The organism is Kitasatospora sp. NPDC059827 (assembly GCF_042731675.1).
GTDB lineage: Bacteria > Actinomycetota > Actinomycetes > Streptomycetales > Streptomycetaceae > Kitasatospora.
The window spans coordinates 24,065-41,829 of the sequence record NZ_JBHWIV010000076.1; the positions used below are offsets into that span (position 1 = coordinate 24,065).

Sequence of the window (17,765 nt, forward strand, 5' to 3'; positions counted from 1 at the left end):
GCTCACTTCGGGACCACGTCGCCGCGAGGCCGGCCTGCGGCAGGTCTCCGGCACGGCCGGGCCCCGCCCCCGCCGGACCGGCCGCGGGCGTGCCCCTCCTATAGTGACGGAATGGAGGTCCGTCGCATTCCCCCGCACCACCCGCGCGGCTCCTCCCGAGGAGAGGACGGAGTCCGATGACTGCACAGAGCACCGCGACGCAGCTGCCCGAGGGGCGCTACGGCCGGAGGGGCGACGGCGAGTCGGACCGTCGGCTCAAGGTGGTCGGCGCGGTCTGCGGCGTGCTCGGCCTGGGGCTGATCGCCTGGCTTGGCGGCTCCTACCTGCTGCGCGAGTCGAAGATCAACGGCTCGGTGCCGACCTTCCAGGTGCTCTCCGACTCCGAGGTGCAGCTGCACCTCAGCGTGCGCAAGAGCGACGGGACGGCCGGCACCTGCACGGTCCGTTCGCAGGGCGACGACCACGGGGTGGTCGGGGTGGCCGACTTCCCGGTCCCCGCGGCCGGGTCCAGCTACGAGGCCACCGTCACCCTGCGCACCACCGCCCGCGGCACCACCGCCGAGCTGCTCGGCTGCACCCCGGCGAAGTAACGGCACGGCACGCGGAGTCCACCCGGCGGAGCAGCGGGGGCGTAGCGGGGCCGTAGCGGGAAAGCGGCCGGAACGCAGCGGGTACGCATACTCACCCGCCGGAACGGGCATCCGTAGGAAGTCCCGCAGCCGGTCGCCGTACACCGTGGCGCAACGCCACCGTCAATGCCGCGCCAACGCCTCTCCCGCTTGTCCGCAGGACTTGTTAGGCTCGTGGTTTCGCCCCTTCCGCACCGGATGGTACGGGAGCGGGCGTTGCTTTGTAGTTACGACCAATATCATCGTCGACCCTGCTGACGACTCACACCCTCAGCTCAGCCCCAGCACCTACGAGGAGCACCCGTGACCCAGACCAGCGAGAACGTGACCTGGCTCACTCAGGCCGGCTACGACCAGCTCAAGGCCGAGCTGGATCACCTGACCGGGCCCTGGCGCATCGAGATCGCCCAGAAGATCGAGGCGGCGCGCGAGGAGGGCGACCTCAAGGAGAACGCCGGTTACCACGCGGCGAAGGAGGAGCAGGGCAAGCAGGAGCTGCGCATCCGCCAGCTGACCCAGCTGCTGGAGCGGGCCAAGGTCGGCGAGGCCCCGGCCGACTCCGGCGTGGTGGCCCCGGGCATGGTCGTCACGGTCGCGTTCGACGGTGACGAGGACGACCTGATGGAGTTCCTGCTCGCCTCGCGCGAGGTCGCGGGCGCCGACGCCGTCGACGTCTACTCGCCGCAGTCGCCGCTGGGCCGCGCGATCGACGGCAAGAAGATCGGTGACGAGGCCACCTACGAGCTGCCGAACGGCAAGCCCGCCATGGTGAAGATCGTCAAGGTCGTGCCGCACGCCGGCTGACCCGGCCCCGAGCAGCACCGCCGGAGGGCGGTTGCGGAGTCCGTACAGAGGACTCCGCAACCGCCCTCACGCATCTCCGGCCGACGGAAGCGGAACCCGGAGCTGGAGCCAGAGCCGGACCGTAAGCCGAAAGCGCGGCCGCAGCCGCGGCCGCGCCGCTCAGCCCGCCGCCGAGCGGTACTTGCGCACCGACAGCCACGAGAACGCCGCCGTGATCACCACCGACCACAGCACCGACACCAGCGCCGCGTGCTGCATCGGCCAGGCGCTGTCCACCGGGCCGACCTGGTTGCCGAAGAGGTCCCGGCAGGCCTGCACGGTCGCGCTGAACGGGTTCCAGTAGGCGACGCCCTGCAGCCACCCCGGCATCGAGCTGACCGGCACGAAGGCGTTGGAGATGAAGGTCAGCGGGAACAGCCAGATCAGCCCGGCCGAGGTGGCCGCCTCGGGGCTGCGCACCGAGAGGCCGATCAGCGCGCCGATCCAGGAGAAGGCGTAGCCGAGGAGGAGCAGCAGCCCGAAGGCGCCGAGCGCCTTGAGCACCCCCTCGTGGATCCGCCAGCCGACCAGCAGCGCGACCAGCGCCAGCGCGACGAGCGTGAAGGCGGTCTGGCAAAGGTCCGCGAGGGTACGGCCGACCAGCACCGCGGAGCGGGCCATCGGCAGCGAGCGGAAGCGGTCCACCAGGCCCTTGGTCATGTCCTCCGCGATGCCGGCCGAGGCGCCGGCGACGGCGAAGGTGACGGTCTGGGCGAAGATGCCGGCCATCAGGAACTGGATGTACGTGTGGGAGCTGGAGTTCGTCCCGGGGATCTTGATCGCCCCGCCCATGACGTACGAGAACAGCAGCACGAACATGACCGGCTGCATGAGCCCGAACACCACGATCTCGGGGATCCGGGACATCCTGCGCAGGTTGCGCTTGGCGACCACCCAGGAGTCGTGCAGGGTCGCGGACAGGCCCCGGCGGGGCGTCGGCATGGCCGCGCCGATGGCGTGCTCGGTGGAGGTGCTCATCTCAGCGCTCCGTTCCGGCCGCGACGGCCCGCTGCCCGTCGGGCCCCTGGCCCCCGCCGTCGGCACCGTCCGCACCGTCCGTGCCGTCCGCGCCGCCGCCCGACGAGCCGCGGCCGCGACCGCCCCGGCCACGGCCCTTCGCACCGCCGCCGCTGTCCTCCTCGGCCGACTCGGCGATGTGCCCGGTGAGGGTGAGGAAGACGTCGTCCAGGGTGGGGCGGCGCAGGCCGATGTCGTCGATCTCGATGCCCCGGCCGTCCAGTTCGCGGATCACGTCGGCGAGCACCCGGGCGCCGCCGCTGACGGGCACGGTGATCCGCCGGGTGTTCTTCTCCACCGCGGGCTCGCCCAGCGCGTACCCGGACAGGGCCGCGACCGCGTCCGTGACCAGGCCCGGGTCGTGCACCACGACCTCGATCCGCTCGCCGCCGATCTGCGCCTTGAGCTGGTCGGCGGTGCCGCGGGCGATCACCCGGCCGTGGTCGACCACCGCGATGTCGTGGGCGAGCCGGTCGGCCTCCTCCAGGTACTGGGTGGTGAGCAGCAGCGTGGTGCCCTGCTCGACCAGGGTCTCGATGACCTCCCAGAGCGCGAGCCGGTTGCGCGGGTCGAGCCCGGTGGTCGGCTCGTCGAGGAACATCACCGGCGGCCGGACGACCAGCGCGGCGGCGAGGTCGAGGCGGCGGCGCATGCCCCCGGAGTAGGTCTTGGCGGTGCGGTCCTTGGCCTCGGTGAGGTTGAACCACTCCAGCAGCTCCAGCGCGCGGGCCTTCGCGCTGCGGGTGCTCATCTGGTAGAGCTCGCCGACCATGGTGAGGTTCTCGAAGCCGGTCAGGTACTCGTCGACCGCCGCGTACTGGCCGGACAGCCCGATCAGGCTGCGGACCTTGTTGGGGTGCTTGAGGACGTCGACCCCGGCGACCACCGCGTGGCCGGAGTCGGGACGGAGCAGGGTGGTGAGGACGCGCACGGTGGTGGTCTTCCCGGCACCGTTCGGGCCGAGCAGCCCGAGCACCGTGCCCTCGGGGACGTCGAGGCTGACGCCGTCCAGGGCTCGTACGTCGCCGAAGGTCTTCACCAGGTTCTCGGCTTGGATGGCTGGCGCCATGGCCTGCCTCATCTCCTCGGACGAATGGAGCGATCTGTCCCACTTTGCCCCCCGTTCGGGCGCGTGGGCGACTCGGTTCTCGGCCACCGACACAGAACGCGATGTATCGCGATCCTGGCAACTCGCGATACATCGCGTCAAGCGAATTCGAGGAACCGCCCGCGGGGGCTCAGCCGGAGACCACGTACCCCGCGTCCCGCAGCTCCCCCACCACCAGCGCGCAGTGCTCCGGCCCCTTGGTCTCCAGGTGCAGGTCCACCTCGACCTCGGTGAGCCCCAGCCGGGGGTCGATCCGGACGTGGGCGACGTCCAGCACATTGGCGTCCACCCTGGTCAGCACCCCCAGCAGGTCCGCCAGCGAGCCCGGCTTGTCCGCCAGCCGCACCCGCAGCGACAGGTAGCGCCCGGCCGCCGCCAGCCCGTGCCGCAGCACCCGCTGCATCAGCTGCGGGTCGATGTTGCCGCCGGAGAGCACCGCCACCACCGGGCCCTCGAACGAGTCCGGCTGCTCCAGCAGCGCCGCGATCGGGGCCGCCCCGGCCGGTTCGACCACCAGCTTGAGCCGCTCCAGGCCGAGCAGCAGGGCTCGCGACAGCGCGTCCTCGGAGACCGTGCGGATGCCGTCCGCCAAGGTGTTGACCACCTCGAACGGGATGTCCCCGGGGCGCCCGACCATGATCCCGTCGGCCATCGTGGCGAACTGCTCCAGCGAGACCGGCCGCCCGGCCGCCAGCGAGGGCGGGTACGCGGCCGCGGCCGCCGCCTGCACCCCGACCACCCGGACGTCCGGCCGCAGCGGCTTGACCGCCGCCGCGATCCCGGCCAGCAGCCCGCCGCCGCCCACCCCGACCAGGATGGTGCGCACCTCGGGGCACTGCTCCAGGATCTCCAGGCCGACGGTCGCCTGGCCGGTGACCACGTCCCAGTGGTCGAAGGGGTGGATGAACACCGCGCCGGTCGCCTCCGCGTACCGCTGCGCGGCCTGCAGCGCATCGTCGACGGTGGCGCCGTGCAGCCGGACCTCGGCACCGTACTCGCGGGTGGCGGCGACCTTCGGCAGCGGCGCCGCGACCGGCATGAACACGGTCGAGCGCACCCCCAGCAGCGAGGCCGCCAGGGCCACCCCCTGGGCGTGGTTCCCGGCGCTCGCCGCGACCACCCCGCCGGCCCGCTGCACCGGCGAGAGCCCCGCGATCCGCACGTACGCCCCGCGCAGCTTGAAGGAGCCGGTGCGCTGGAGGTTCTCGCACTTGAGGTGGACCGGCGCGCCGATCAGCCCGGACAGGTGCCGACTGCCCTCCATCGGGGTCACCCGGGCGACCCCGGCGAGCATCTTCTGGGCGCCGCGGACGTCGTCGAGGGTGATCGGCCAGTTGTGCATGATCCCAGCCTAGGGGCCAACCCGGGACGTCGGGCCTGTTCCCGGGCCCGCTCCGCCCGCGTACGCTGCTGCTTCTGAGCTTCTCTCACCGCATGACGATCGTGAGCCGCGATGACGACGACCTCGCCCCAGGCCACCGACCGAACCGAGCCCGTCCACACCCAACTCCAGTACCAGCTGGCGGTGTTCGCCCGCCGGATGGAACAGGTCCGGACCTCCGGCGGCGGCGTGGCCGTGCTGGACCGGGCCGCCTACCTGCTGCTCGACCGCCTGGAGCGGCACGGGCCGGCCAACGTCAAGGCGCTGGCCGACGCGCTCGGCGTGGACTCCTCCACGGTGACCCGCCAGGTCGCCCCGCTGGTCGCGGCCGGGCTGGTCGGCCGGGTGCAGGACCCGGCCGACCGCCGCGCGGTGCGGCTCGCGCTGACCGCCTGCGGCACCGGCCGACTCGCCGAAGTCCGGGACGGCCGGGCCGAGTTGACCCGCCGCCTGACGGCCGACTGGCCGCCCGAGGAGCAACAGGCGTTCTGCGCCCTGCTGGCCCGCTTCAACCTCGCGATGGAGTCGTACACGGCAGACCAGCAGGGCCACTGATCCCCTTAGCCCAGCGCCTGGGTGAGGTCGGCCAGCAGGTCGTCGATCGACTCGATGCCGACCGAGACGCGCACCAGGTCGGCCGGCACCTCCAGCGGCGAACCGGCCGCCGAGGCGTGGGTCATCCGGCCCGGGTGCTCGATCAGCGACTCCACGCCGCCCAGCGACTCGCCCAGGGTGAACAGCCGCGCGCGGTTGCAGACCTCGACGGCCGCGTCCTCGCCGCCGGCGACCCGGAACGAGACCATGCCGCCGAAGGCCTTCATCTGCTTGGCGGCGATGTCGTGGCCGGGGTGCTCGGGCAGGCCCGGGTAGAGCACCTGGCTGACCTTGGGGTGGCCCGCCAGCAGCTCCGCGACCTTCTCCGCGTTGGAGCTGTGCCGGTCCATCCGGACACCCAGGGTCTTGATGCCGCGCAGCACCAGCCAGGCGTCGAACGGCCCGGAGACGGCACCCATCGCGTTCTGGTGGTACGCGACCTCCTCGCCGAGGCCGGCCTCGGCGAGCACCAGCGCACCGCCGACCACGTCCGAGTGGCCGCCCATGTACTTGGTGGTGGAGTGCACGACCGCGTCCGCGCCGAGCGCGATCGGCTGCTGCAGGTACGGGCTGGCGAAGGTGTTGTCGACCACCAGCAGCGCCCCGGCACCGTGCGCGACCTCGGCCAGCCCGGCCAGGTCGGTGATGCCGAGCAGCGGGTTGGACGGGGTCTCGACCCACACCGCGCGGGTGTTGGGGCGCAGCGCGGCGCGGACGTCGTCCAGCTTCTGGGTGTTGGCGACGGAGAACTCGACGCCCCAGCGGGTCAGCACCTTGGCGAACAGCCGGAAGGTGCCGCCGTAGGCGTCGTTGGGGATCACGATGTGGTCGCCCGGCTTGAGGATGGTACGCAGCAGGGTGTCCTCGGCCGCCAGGCCGGAGGCGAAGGCGAGGCCGCGGGCGCCGCCTTCGAGGGCCGCGAGGCACTCCTCCAGCGCGGTGCGGGTGGGGTTGGCGCTGCGGCTGTACTCGTAGCCGCCCCGCAGGCCGCCCACCCCGTCCTGCTTGTAGGTGGACACCTGGTAGATCGGCGTGACGACGGCCCCGGTCTGGGGGTCTGCTTCCTGACCCGCGTGGATGGCGAGGGTCTCGAAGCCCTGGGGAAGCTGGTGCTCGGTCATGGCTCCGAGCCTAACGGCCGTACCGCCGTGCGCCCGCCGGAATGCCCGGACCTCCCGGACCGGATCCCCGAAGTCCGCCGGAGTCCGCCGGAGTCCGCCGGAGTCCGCCGGAGTCCGCCGGAGTCCGCCGGGCCGGATCCCCGGAATCCACCGGACCCGATCCCGGGAGTCGCCCGAGCCGGAATCCGCGGGCCGTCCGGTGCGTTGAATCCTGGGCAACCCTCCCTACCCCGATGGAGCAGGCCGTGCTGTTCGACCGCCACAAGACCTCGCTCGTCCCCGCCGACCAGGCGCTGCCCGGCCGCCCGGCCCCGGCCTTCGCCCTGACCGAGCCGCACACCGTCCTCGGCCACCCGCTGACCGGCCCGTACCCGGAGGGGCTGGAGGTGGCCGACTTCGGGCTGGGCTGCTTCTGGGGCGCCGAGCGCACGTTCTGGCGGCTGCCCGGCGTCTGGACGACGCTGGTCGGCTACCAGGGCGGCTACACCCCGAACCCGACGTACGAGGAGGTCTGCAGCGGCCTGACCGGGCACACCGAGGCGGTCCGGGTGGTGTTCGACCCCGCGGTGGTGTCCTACGAGCGGCTGTTGAAGGCCTTCTGGGAGGCCCACGACCCGACCCAGGGCAACCGCCAGGGCAACGACGTGGGCACCCAGTACCGCTCCGCGCTGTACACCCACTCCCCCGCCCAGGCCGCCGCCGCGGCCGCCACCCGGGACGCCTTCCAGCCCGCCCTGACCGCGCTCGGTCACGGCCCGATCACCACCGAGCTCGCCGAGGCCGGCCCGTTCTACCCGGCCGAGCCGTACCACCAGCAGTACCTGTCGGACGCCAAGAACCCCAACGGCTACTGCGGTCTCGGCGGCACCGGCGCCTCCTGCCCGATCGGAGTGGCCCGCACCCAGGGCTGACCGCCCGCCGTCGGGCCGTCCGGGCGCCCGCCACCCGAGGTGACCGTTCCCGGGGGCGGGCGCAGACTGGAAGGGCCAGCAAGGGCGGCCCGGCCACCTTTTGGCGGCCGGGCCGTTCCTCGTGAGAGGAGTGCGCCATGTCCGGTCTGGTCCGCATGAGTTTCGAGGCTCCCGAGGAGGTCCGCCCGTTCGAGGACGGCTCGGGGGAGCTGCGGCTGGTCAACCTGGACGGCGGCCCGGTCGGCCGGGCCGTGTTCCAGCCGGGGTGGCAGTGGTCCAAGCACGTGAAGCCGATCGCGGGGACGGACAGCTGCCGGGCGGCGCACCTGGGGTACGTGGTCTCCGGCCGGATGCGGATCGTCATGGACGACGGCGAGCAGGCCGACTACGGCCCGGGCGACTTCATGATCTGCCCGCCCGGCCACGACGCCTGGATCCTGGGCGACGAGCCCTGCGTGATCGTGGACTGGCAGGGCTTCGCGGACTACGCGAAGCGGTGAACGCGGCCGCCCGCCGCCTCGGGCGGGCCGAGGGGCGGGCGGAAGCAGTGGTGCTGAGCGGGAACGGCGGGGCGGGAGCGGGTCAGACCGCGCTGCCGGCCTTCCAGTCGGCCCAGCCGAGGTTCCAGCCGTTCAGGCCGTTGTCCGGGGCGACGGTCTTGTCCCCCGAGTTCCGGACCTCGACGACGTCGCCGACCATCGAGGACTTGTAGAACTTGAAGCCGTCCGTGCTGCTGTCCTGGGCGCCCTTGGCGTCCTGGAGGCCGACGCAGCCGTGGCTGGTGTTCTGCCCGCCGAAGATCGACGACGGCGACCAGTAGTTGCCGTGGATGAAGGTGCCCGAGGTGGTGAGGCGCTGGGCGTGCGGCACGTCGGCGATGTCGTACTCGCTGCCCAGGTTGACGGTCTGCGAGTTCATCCGGGTCTGGGTGAACTGCTCGGAGATCACCATCTTGCCGCCCCAGGTGGTGTGCTCGGAGGAGCCGCCGGAGATCTTGTAGACGGCGCTGACCTGGCCGTCCGTGGTGACGGTGAGCTTCTTGGTGGCGAGGTCGGCGACGCTGGTCTGGGCCCGGCCGATGGTGAAGGCGACGTCCTTGGACTGGGTGCCGTAGACGCCCTTCGCGCCCTCGACGTCCTTGAGCCGGAGCTTGAGGGTGACCTTGGTGCCCTTGGCCCAGTACTCCTGCGGCCGGAAGTCGAGGCGGGTGCTGGAGAACCAGTGCCCGACGATCTCGACGCCCGGCTCCGCTATCACGGTGATCGCCGACTGGACGGCCTTCTTGTCCGTGATCGGCTTGCTGAAGTTGATCGAGACCGGCATGCCGACGCCGACCGTCGAGCCGTCCTCGGGGGTGAAGTAGCCGACGAAGGTGTTGGCCGGGGTCGCCGTGGTGAAGCTGGCGTTGGCGTCCGCCTCCAGCTTGTCCTTGTCGACGCCGCTGGCGGTCACGGCGTACTTGGTACCGCTGGCCGGGGCCGCGGCCGAGGTCCAGCTGGTGTTGTCGCTGGAGAGCTGGCCGGCCAGCTCCTTGCCGGTGGAGTCGGTGACCTTGACGCTGGTCAGGGTGCCGCCCGCGACGGTGACCTTGACCGGCTCGCTGAAACTCGCGCCGGTGGTGCCGTCCGCGGGGGCGACGGTGATCACGGCCGTCGAGGTCTTCGGCGCGCTGCTGCCGCCGCCGGAGCCCGGGGTGCCGCCGCCGTTGCCGGAGCCGCCGTTGCCACCACCACCACCGCTGCCGCCGCTGTTGTCGTTGCAGGCCGCGAGCAGCAGGACCGGCGCACCGATCAGGCCCGCGAGCACTCCGCGTCGGCTCCAGTTGACTCCGGCCACCCGCCCCTGACCGTCCCGTGCCGTCACGTCGCGTCTCCCTGCTGATCATCCCGGGCAATTACGGATACAGAAACGCAATCCGGCCGCTCACGGTTCCACCATCGAAGGGTAAGCGATCGTATGAGATGACCCAACTTCCCGCTGAGCATGGACAAAACACCCGGTCCGCCGGGGGCGGACCGGGTGTTCAGGGGTGGTGACGGCGCGAACGGCCGTTACTCGGCGGACTCCTCCACGGAGTACTCGTCCCACTCCTCGTTCTCGGGGTCGAACTCGGTCTGCGCCGACTCCCAGGTCGCCGAGGCGAGCTCCACGCCCGGGACGTCGCCGAGCAGCGCGACCGGGTCGATGAAGTGGGCGAGCGAACCCGACGGGTCCACCTCGATGGCGTCGACGGACTGGGCGCGCTCCTCGTCGTCGAGGTACTCGTCCCCGGCGACCTGCTGCAGGGCCGCGGCCTTGAGCGCGCCCTCGTCGGTGATCTCCGCGATGAGCTCGATCTTGAGCTTGACGTAGCGCGGGGCGTCGGTCGTTTCAGTGCTGGTCATGCCAGCGAGCGTACGGGACCACGGACCCCCCGGCGTGCACGGAAGGGGCCGGTCCCTCGGAACAGGACCGGCCCCGCCGTGCTCCGGACCGGCTCCCCCACCCGGGAGCCGCGGAGCCGCGCCGTGACGGCGCGGTGATCGCCCGTGGGAGCCGCCGCACCCTGTCGACCGGCCGGAGCCGGGCAGGGTCGGGACGACGGCGCCCCCACGGAGGGGCCCCTCCCTCCGAATCAACGGTCGGGGAGGGCGGACACGGCGGCCGGGTCAGGACCGTCCGACGTGACCGGAGCCGGCCGCGGTCACCGGGGAGCCGCTCCCGGTGGACCACTGCCGTCTCGCGCGGCGTCTTGCCGTTGACCACCACGATGCCGGAGCCGTGTTAACCACGTGCTGCGGGCAGGTGACGCCGGTGTACCACTTCGCGCGTGGACGAATCCTCCGGATCCGGCCGCGGGCGGGGCGGGGTGAGCGGTCGTCAGTGCGCGCCGCGGGTGGTCAGGTAGCCCAGCAGGTCCTGGCGGGTGACGATGCCCTGCGGCTTGCCCTCCACCAACACGACCGCCGCGTCGGCCTTCTCCAGCACGGTCATCAGGTTGGTGACGGTCTCGCCCGAGCCGACCACCGGCAGCGGCTTGGACATCACCTTGTCCAGCGTGTCGGTCAGCTCGATCTCCTTGGCGAAGATGCCCTCCAGCAGCAGCTTCTCCACCACGGAGCCGATCACCTCGCCGGCCATGATGTCCGGGTGCCCGGCGCCCGGGGAGACCACCGGCATCTGGGAGACGCCGTACTCGCGCAGCACCCGGACCGCCTCGGCGACCGTCTCGTTCGGGTGCATGTGGACGAACTGCGGGACGCCGCCCTGCTCGATGCCCTCCTTGCGGACCAGCACCTCGCTGATGTGGGCCTCGTCGGTGGCCGAGGGCAGGAAGCCGTAGTCGGCCATCCAGTCGTCGTTGAAGATCTTCGACAGGTAGCCGCGGCCGCCGTCCGGCAGCAGCACCACGACGACGTCGTCCGGCCCGAGCTTCTTGGCGACCTCCAGCGCGGCCACCACGGCCATCCCGCAGGAGCCGCCGACCAGCAGGCCCTCCTCCTTGGCGAGGCGGCGGGTCATCTGGAACGAGTCCTTGTCGGAGACGGCGACGATCTCGTCCGCGACGCCGCGGTCGTAGGCGGTCGGCCAGAAGTCCTCACCGACGCCCTCGACCAGGTACGGACGGCCGGTGCCGCCCGAGTAGACCGAGCCCTCCGGGTCCGCGCCGACGACCTTGACCTTGCCGCCGGACGCCTCCTTGAGGTAGTTGCCGGTGCCGGAGATGGTGCCGCCGGTGCCGACGCCCGCCACGAAGTGGGTGATCTTCCCCTCGGTCTGCTCCCACAGCTCCGGGCCGGTGGAGTAGTAGTGCGAGGCCGGGTTGTCCGGGTTGGAGTACTGGTCCGGCTTCCAGGCGTTCGGGGTCTCGCGGACCAGGCGGTCGGAGACGTTGTAGTAGGAGTCCGGGTGCTCCGGGGCGACGGCGGTCGGGCAGACCACGACCTCGGCGCCGTACGCGCGCAGGGTGTTGATCTTGTCGGTGGACACCTTGTCCGGACAGACGAAGATGCACTTGTAGCCCTTCTGCTGGGCCACGATCGCCAGGCCGACGCCCGTGTTGCCGGAGGTCGGCTCCACGATCGTGCCGCCCGGCTTGAGGGCGCCCGAGGCCTCGGCGGCCTCGATCATGCGCATCGCGATGCGGTCCTTCACCGAGCCACCGGGGTTGAAGTACTCGACCTTGGCCAGCACTGTCGCGGTGATGCCCTCGGTGACCTTGTTCAGCTTGACCAGTGGCGTGTTGCCGACCAGGTCGATGATCGAGTTGTGGTACCGCACGGGGGTCCTCCCGGTCTATGGGCATGCGAGTGCATTCGGTACTGCAAAGCCTAGGGCGTGCCACGTGCCCCAGCCCTCCCTTCCCGCACTCCCCCCACCGCCGCCGCGTTCCCCCAATGGCCCACCCCCGCCCGCGCCCCCGGTACTCCCGCCCTCCGCGCGGGTAAGAGCGCTGTGCAGGCACGACCGTGTCCCCGGAGGGGGCGGCACGAGGACGCGAAGGGGGCACCGGATGCCAGGGGCACAGGACTCGCGGGCCCGGGTGGCCCGTCGGATCGCCACCGCGGCGGCGTACGGCGGGGGCGGGCTCGGACTGCTCGGCGTGGGCCTGGTGGGCCTGCTGCTGACCGAGAGCAAACTCGCCGTCCAGGCCATCGGAGTCCTGGAGACCGTCCCGCCCAAGGCCGACGGCGTCTACGGCGAGGCCTTCGCCGACGGCGCCGCGCCGCCGCGCCCGCCGCTCGTGCTGGCCGTCCTCGGCGACTCCACCGGCGCCGGCCTGGGCGTGGCCCGCGGCCGGGAGACCCCGGGCGCGCTGCTGGCCGCCGGTCTGGCCTCGGTCGCCGAGCGCCCGGTGCGGCTGGTCAACGTGGCCCGCTCCGGCGGCCGCTCGGCCGACCTCTCCGGCCAGCTGGAACGGGCCCTGCGACACCGCCCGGACGTCGCCGTGATCATCGTCGGGGCCAACGACGTGACCCGGCACAGCCCGGCCCAGCTCGCCGTCCGCCAGCTCGGCGAGGCCGTCGCCGCGCTGCGCGCCAACGGGTGCGAGGTGGTGGTGGGCACCTGCCCGGACCTCGGGACGATCAAGCCGGTGCGCCCGCCGCTGCGCTGGGTGGCCCGGCGGCTGAGCCGCCAGCTGGCCGCCGCGCAGACCATCGCGGTGGTGGAGGCGGGCGGGCGCACCGTCTCACTGGGCTCGCTGCTCGGCCCGGAGTTCGCCGCTCGCCCGGAGATGTTCGCCGCCGACCGCTACCACCCCTCGGCCCAGGGCTACGCCACCGCCGCGATGGCCGTGCTGCCCTCGGTCTGCGCCGCGCTGGACCTGTGGCCGGAGGAGGAGCGCCCGAGCGCCGCCCGCCCCGGCGGGGCGGCACTGCCGGGCGAGACGGTGCTGCCGGTCGCGGTGGCCGCCGCTGCCGCCGCCGGCCGGGCGGGCACCGAGGTCGCGGCCGTGGACCCGGGGGGCCCGGGCCGGCGCTGGGCCCTGCTGCGCCACCGGCTGCGGGTCGGCCCGGACGCGGCCCGGGAGCCCGGCCCGGTGCCCGGCAACACGTCGGCCAGCTCACACGCCGGTGCCGGTGACGACTGAGCTACCAAGCGGTAACTTTCCTCCCGGACCGCCAGGTCCGCCGTCACCCAGCGAGGAGCCCGCAATGCCCGAAGCCGTCATCGTCAGCGCCACCCGTTCGCCGATCGGCCGGGCGTTCAAGGGCTCCCTCAAGGACGTCCGCCCGGACGACCTGACCGCCCACGTCATCCAGGCCGCCCTGGCCAAGGTCCCGCAGCTCGACCCGCGCGAGATCGACGACCTGATGCTCGGCTGCGGCCTCCCGGGTGGCGAGCAGGGCCACAACCTGGCCCGCATCGTGGCCGTGCAGATGGGCATGGACTACCTGCCCGGCGCCACCATCACCCGCTACTGCTCCTCCTCCCTGCAGACCACGCGGATGGCACTGCACGCGATCAAGGCCGGCGAGGGCGACGTCTTCATCTCGGCCGGCGTCGAGACCGTGTCGCGCAGCGTCAACGGCACCTCGGACGGCATGCCGGGCACCATGAACCCGCTCTTCGACGACGCCCAGGCCCGCACCAAGAAGCGCGCCGAGGAGGGCGGCGGCGAGTGGCACGACCCGCGCGCGGACGGCCTGCTGCCGGACGCCTACATCGCGATGGGCCAGACCGCGGAGAACCTGGCCGCGCTCAAGGGCATCACCCGCGCCGACCAGGACGAGTTCGGCGTCCGCTCGCAGAACCTCGCCGAGGCCGCCATCAAGGCCGGCTTCTGGGAGCGCGAGATCACCCCGGTCACCCTGCCGGACGGCACCGTGGTCAGCACCGACGACGGCCCGCGCGCCGGCGTCACCCTGGAGGGCGTCTCCGGCCTCAAGCCGGTCTTCCGCCCCGACGGCACCGTCACCGCCGGCAACTGCTGCCCGCTGAACGACGGCGCGGCCGCGCTGGTCATCATGTCCGACACCAAGGCCCGCGAGCTCGGCATCACCCCGCTCGCCCGGGTGGTCTCCACCGGCGTCAGCGCCCTCTCCCCCGAGATCATGGGCTACGGCCCGGTCGAGGCCTCCAAGCAGGCGCTCCGACGGGCCGGCCTGACCATCGACGACATCGACCTGGTCGAGATCAACGAGGCCTTCGCGGCCCAGGTCATCCCGTCCTACCGCGACCTCGGCATCGACCTGGACAAGCTGAACGTCAACGGCGGCGCCATCGCCGTCGGCCACCCCTTCGGCATGACCGGTGCCCGGATCACCACCACGCTGATCAACTCCCTGCAGTGGCACGACAAGCAGTTCGGTCTGGAGACCATGTGCGTCGGCGGCGGCCAGGGCATGGCGATGGTCATCGAGCGCCTCAGCTGACGCCCCCCGTGCTCCGAAGGGTCTGGACCACCCGTTTGGAGTGACCGTGGGTAATTGAGGGCCGGATCACACCGAGAGGTCGATCCGGCCCTCTTTCCGGTCGTTTCCGGTCCGGGGATCGACACTGCGGAGCGGATCAACTCCACTGCGTAGAACGGTGTTACCTAACAATTTGGGGACAAGAGCGAAAGTCCCGGACGAATTAGACATTCGCCACTGCGGTAACAGCCCCGGATGGGGCAGTGTGGACACGTAACCCCGTTCCGCTCCTCGCTAGGAGTACGTTCCGTGAGCGTCGTCTACACCATCCTGCTGCTGATCCTGATCACCGTGTCGACCGCCGTGCTGCTGCGCCTCCGGGGCATCTCCCGGCGGCTGGACGCACAGGCGGCGGCCCAGACCGGGCCCGCACCGGTGGACGAGGCCGCGATACGCCGGGCCGTCGCCGAGGCCCTGGCCGCCGACCGCGAGCGGGAGATCACCGAGGCCCGGGCCTTCTGGGCCGAGCAGGAGGCCCGCGCGGCCGAGGACGCCCCGCTGTTCGACTCCCCCTTCGCCGGGGCGCCCTTCACCGAGGCACTGGCCGGCACCGACGAGTGGCCGCTGTTCTTCCCCCGCCCCACCGGCCCGCAGGACGCCGCCGACAACGCCGGGACGATGGACCCGGAGTTCGGCGAGGCGCTGCGCTCCGCGCTGGAGGACCTGATCACCGAGGGCGGCACCGGCCCGGCCGAGCCGGGCACCGAGGGCGGCACCCCGCTGCGCCCCGGCCACCCGGCCGGCGAGCCCACCAAGGACGCCCGCGCCCGCCGCGAGGCCGACCTGCTGGCCACCGGCCTGGAGGCCGGGCTGCTGGACGCCGAGCCGCTCGTGGAGGAGGCCCCGGTCGCCGCCCCCGACCCGCGCCGCCACCCCTCCCACCCCGACTTCGTACCGAGCCAGGCGCCCTCCCGGGAGTGGACCGACACCCGGCTCGCCGCCCTCGCCGAGGAGGCCGTCGCCCTGATCGACGTCCGCCCGGGCCCGCTCGGCACCCTGGACGTGTACGCCTTCGCCGACGGCACCACGCTGTGCGTGGCCCCGGGCGACCGGGAGGCCGCCTACCGGCTGATCGACGCGGTCCGTGCCGGTGAGCACGTCCGACTGCTCGGCGGCTCGCGGTTCTCCGGCTCCTACTCGCTGACCTTCTCCACCGACGAGGAGGCCGTCTACGTGCTCGCCGACCGGGTGGTCGCCAGCATCTGACCCCACCTCAGTCACGCAGCAGGACCGAAGGCCGCCCGGGTCGCGGGGTTACCGACCCGGGCGGCCTTCGGCGTGTCCGGCTCCGGGGACGCGCTCCGGCGGGTCAGCCGCAGAGCGAGGCCGTCTCCCGCACCGCGGCCACCGCCTCGGCCAGCAGCTCGCCCACCGCCACCGGCCCGTCCGGCAGCGCCACCTCGGCCCCCTCGGGCAGCGCCGCGAGCGCGGCCGCCAGGTCGTGCCCGGCGACGGCCAGCTGGTCCCCCGCCGCGAAGGCCCCGGCGTCCGGGAACTCCCGCTCCGGCCCGCCCTCCACGGCCAGCGCCAGCGCGGCCAGCCGCCGGGCCAGCGCCAGCACGGCCGCCGCCCGCGAGGCGTGCCCGGGCACGGCGCCCAGCAACTTGCTCTGCGGCAGCGAGCGGAAACGATCCGCCAGTCCGTCGACGGCTACGACCAGGGGCTGTACGTCATGCATGGGGAGGAGCCTAACCAAACGCCGCCGGGCCCCGGAGCAGAGAATGCTCCGGGGCCCGGCGGCAGTGGGTGGCGAGGACCAGGGGTGCGTCAGTCGTCGCCGCGCAGGATCGCGATCAGGCGCAGCATCTCCATGTAGATCCAGACCAGCGACAGGGTGAGCCCGAAGGCGGCCCGCCAGGACTCGCGCTGCGGGGCGCCCTGGGCGATGGCCTCCTCGATCGACGCGAAGTCCAGCGACAGGAAGAAGGCGCCCAGGCCGATGCCGATCAGGCCGACCACGATGCCCAGCGGGCCGGAGCGCAGGCCCATGTCGGCGCCGAAGGCCATCGCGATGACGTTGACCAGCATCAGCAGCACGAAGCCCAGGGCGATCGCCAGGCCGATCCGCTGGTAGCGCGCGGTGACCCGGATCCGGCCGCTCTTGTAGGCGAACAGCATCGCCGCGAAGACCGCCGCCGTGCCCAGCACCGCCTGGATCACGATGCCGTTCAGCATGGTGTTGAAGGCGTGCGAGACGGCGCCCATGGCGAAGCCCTGGAGGGCCGCGTAGGTCAGGATCAGCGGCGGGCTGACGCTGTTCTTGAACGAGATCACCAGGCCGACGACCATGGCCACCAGGCTGGCGCCGATCGCGAAGCCGAAGTTCTCGAACGGCAGCGTGAACCAGGCCACCGCACCGGCGGCGACCAGGGTGAGCAGCGTCATCGCCGTGCGGGCGACCACGTCGTCGAGCGTCATCCGCCCGGTGGCCGCCGGGCCGGCCGACGGCCCGTTGTACATCTGGTAGAGCTGCTCGTCCGTCATCGGGCCCTGGCCCTGCGGCTGCTGGGCGTACTGCGTCCCCGCGTACGGGTTGCCGTGCTGGCCCCCGGCCTGCGCGGTGCCACCGAACCCCGCGTAACCGGGCTCGCGGGTGAAAGACCCCTCCCGCGAGAAGACCGGGTTGCTGCTTCTCATGTGCACATTCCCTCCGTGGCGGCACTGCACCGCCCAGGTACCAGGGTAATGGCTTGGCAAAAATTCCGGGATACGCCGCGAGGAGGATCCGGTGAACCACTCCCGGCGGGGACGCCGGAGGCGCCCCCGCGGGTCGTTGCGGTGCCCGGAGCCGGACTCGAACCGGCACGGCCTCGCGGCCAAGCAGTTTTAAGCTGCCCGTGTCTGCGTTCCACCATCCGGGCGTCCTGCGAACCACCCCTGAGACTAGTCGCCCGGCTCACCCTTTCGCATGTTCCCAGCCCGGGAAGTTGTCATGTTTCCTTGCCATCTGACGAACAGTTCGAGATTCGGCCACGAAGCACGGTGATTCCGGCCACCGCACCGTCCTCAGGGTTCCCGTCATACCCCAGGAGGAGGGTCCGGCACCGCCCGTACGCCCAGCGGTGGTCGGGCCAACCGTTCGAGGGGTCGACGCCGAACCATGATCACGTCGCGGAGCATGGAGGTACGAATCCGCGAACCCCCGAGGAGCACCCCCGTGACCACGTCGACCGCAACCGCCGTCCGTACCGGCCTGGCGGCCGCCCGCGCCACCGGCCTGAACAAGGTCTACGGGGAGGGGGAGACCCGGGTCGTCGCCCTGGAC

17 protein-coding genes and 1 tRNA gene are annotated in these 17,765 nt (G+C 72.4%); 8 read left to right on the forward strand and 10 right to left on the reverse strand.

Annotated elements, in window-relative coordinates; genetic code table 11:
- Positions 1-176: 176 nt before the first annotated feature.
- Together ACFV8H_RS32770 and greA are read left to right on the forward strand one after the other, a co-directional pair.
- Complete coding sequence (locus ACFV8H_RS32770; protein ID WP_375884564.1) at positions 177-590, forward strand: DUF4307 domain-containing protein; 414 nt, start codon at positions 177-179, stop codon at positions 588-590.
- Between the two features lie 342 nt (positions 591-932).
- Positions 933-1,433, forward strand: coding sequence for a transcription elongation factor GreA (gene greA, locus ACFV8H_RS32775; protein WP_375884562.1), 501 nt, complete (start codon positions 933-935; stop codon positions 1,431-1,433).
- A 159-nt stretch (positions 1,434-1,592) separates the two neighbouring features.
- On the opposite strand, the gene ACFV8H_RS32780 is transcribed toward greA, so the two are convergent.
- The 3 genes from ACFV8H_RS32780 to ilvA all read right to left on the reverse strand — a co-directional run bounded on the left by ACFV8H_RS32780 (position 1,593) and on the right by ilvA (position 4,939).
- Entirely contained in the window at positions 1,593-2,450 is an 858-nt protein-coding gene (locus ACFV8H_RS32780; protein WP_380407225.1) for an ABC transporter permease, read from the reverse strand.
- A gap of 1 nt (position 2,451) precedes the next feature.
- A complete protein-coding gene (locus ACFV8H_RS32785; protein WP_380407227.1) occupies positions 2,452-3,558 on the reverse strand; it encodes an ATP-binding cassette domain-containing protein in 1,107 nt (368 codons plus the stop codon).
- 169 nt (positions 3,559-3,727) lie between these two features.
- Positions 3,728-4,939, reverse strand: coding sequence for a threonine ammonia-lyase (ilvA, locus tag ACFV8H_RS32790; RefSeq protein WP_380407229.1), 1,212 nt, complete (start codon positions 4,937-4,939; stop codon positions 3,728-3,730).
- 111 nt (positions 4,940-5,050) lie between these two features.
- Between ilvA and ACFV8H_RS32795 the strand changes: the two genes are divergently transcribed.
- Positions 5,051-5,533: a MarR family winged helix-turn-helix transcriptional regulator gene (locus tag ACFV8H_RS32795; protein ID WP_380407231.1), complete on the forward strand. Its 483-nt coding sequence runs from the start codon at positions 5,051-5,053 to the stop codon at positions 5,531-5,533.
- Between the two features lie 5 nt (positions 5,534-5,538).
- Here the strand turns inward: ACFV8H_RS32795 and ACFV8H_RS32800 are convergent, their stop codons facing one another.
- Positions 5,539-6,693, reverse strand: a complete 1,155-nt coding sequence (locus ACFV8H_RS32800; protein WP_380407233.1) for a cystathionine gamma-synthase — start codon at positions 6,691-6,693, stop codon at positions 5,539-5,541.
- A 233-nt stretch (positions 6,694-6,926) separates the two neighbouring features.
- Between ACFV8H_RS32800 and msrA the strand changes: the two genes are divergently transcribed.
- Positions 6,927-7,604, forward strand: a complete 678-nt coding sequence (msrA, locus tag ACFV8H_RS32805; protein WP_380407235.1) for a peptide-methionine (S)-S-oxide reductase MsrA — start codon at positions 6,927-6,929, stop codon at positions 7,602-7,604.
- Between the two features lie 137 nt (positions 7,605-7,741).
- Positions 7,742-8,104 carry a cupin domain-containing protein gene (locus ACFV8H_RS32810; RefSeq protein ID WP_375884543.1) on the forward strand — a complete coding sequence of 121 codons (363 nt, stop codon included), beginning with the start codon at positions 7,742-7,744 and terminating at the stop codon, positions 8,102-8,104.
- An 82-nt stretch (positions 8,105-8,186) separates the two neighbouring features.
- On the opposite strand, the gene ACFV8H_RS32815 is transcribed toward ACFV8H_RS32810, so the two are convergent.
- From ACFV8H_RS32815 to ACFV8H_RS32825, 3 genes are all read right to left on the reverse strand, one after another.
- A complete protein-coding gene (locus tag ACFV8H_RS32815; RefSeq protein WP_380407237.1) occupies positions 8,187-9,467 on the reverse strand; it encodes an Ig-like domain-containing protein in 1,281 nt (426 codons plus the stop codon).
- A 188-nt stretch (positions 9,468-9,655) separates the two neighbouring features.
- A complete protein-coding gene (locus ACFV8H_RS32820; protein ID WP_375884538.1) occupies positions 9,656-9,988 on the reverse strand; it encodes a hypothetical protein in 333 nt (110 codons plus the stop codon).
- A 475-nt stretch (positions 9,989-10,463) separates the two neighbouring features.
- Positions 10,464-11,864: a cystathionine beta-synthase gene (locus ACFV8H_RS32825; RefSeq protein WP_380407239.1), complete on the reverse strand. Its 1,401-nt coding sequence runs from the start codon at positions 11,862-11,864 to the stop codon at positions 10,464-10,466.
- A 232-nt stretch (positions 11,865-12,096) separates the two neighbouring features.
- Between ACFV8H_RS32825 and ACFV8H_RS32830 the strand changes: the two genes are divergently transcribed.
- The 3 genes from ACFV8H_RS32830 (at position 12,097) to ACFV8H_RS32840 (ending at position 15,706) form a co-directional block, all read left to right on the forward strand.
- Entirely contained in the window at positions 12,097-13,176 is a 1,080-nt protein-coding gene (locus ACFV8H_RS32830; RefSeq protein WP_380407241.1) for an SGNH/GDSL hydrolase family protein, read from the forward strand.
- A 64-nt stretch (positions 13,177-13,240) separates the two neighbouring features.
- A complete protein-coding gene (locus ACFV8H_RS32835) occupies positions 13,241-14,461 on the forward strand; it encodes an acetyl-CoA C-acetyltransferase (RefSeq protein ID WP_380407243.1) in 1,221 nt (406 codons plus the stop codon).
- Positions 14,462-14,749: 288 nt separating this feature from the next.
- Positions 14,750-15,706 (forward strand): hypothetical protein, encoded by a 957-nt coding sequence (locus ACFV8H_RS32840; RefSeq protein ID WP_380407244.1) that lies wholly within the window; start codon positions 14,750-14,752, stop codon positions 15,704-15,706.
- A 103-nt stretch (positions 15,707-15,809) separates the two neighbouring features.
- Here the strand turns inward: ACFV8H_RS32840 and ACFV8H_RS32845 are convergent, their stop codons facing one another.
- The 3 genes from ACFV8H_RS32845 to ACFV8H_RS32855 all read right to left on the reverse strand — a co-directional run bounded on the left by ACFV8H_RS32845 (position 15,810) and on the right by ACFV8H_RS32855 (position 17,361).
- Positions 15,810-16,178, reverse strand: coding sequence for a hypothetical protein (locus ACFV8H_RS32845; RefSeq protein ID WP_380407246.1), 369 nt, complete (start codon positions 16,176-16,178; stop codon positions 15,810-15,812).
- Positions 16,179-16,267: 89 nt separating this feature from the next.
- Positions 16,268-17,137: a Bax inhibitor-1/YccA family protein gene (locus tag ACFV8H_RS32850; RefSeq protein WP_380407248.1), complete on the reverse strand. Its 870-nt coding sequence runs from the start codon at positions 17,135-17,137 to the stop codon at positions 16,268-16,270.
- Positions 17,138-17,279: 142 nt separating this feature from the next.
- Positions 17,280-17,361 (reverse strand) — tRNA-Leu (locus tag ACFV8H_RS32855).
- Between the last annotated feature and the right edge of the window lie 404 nt (positions 17,362-17,765).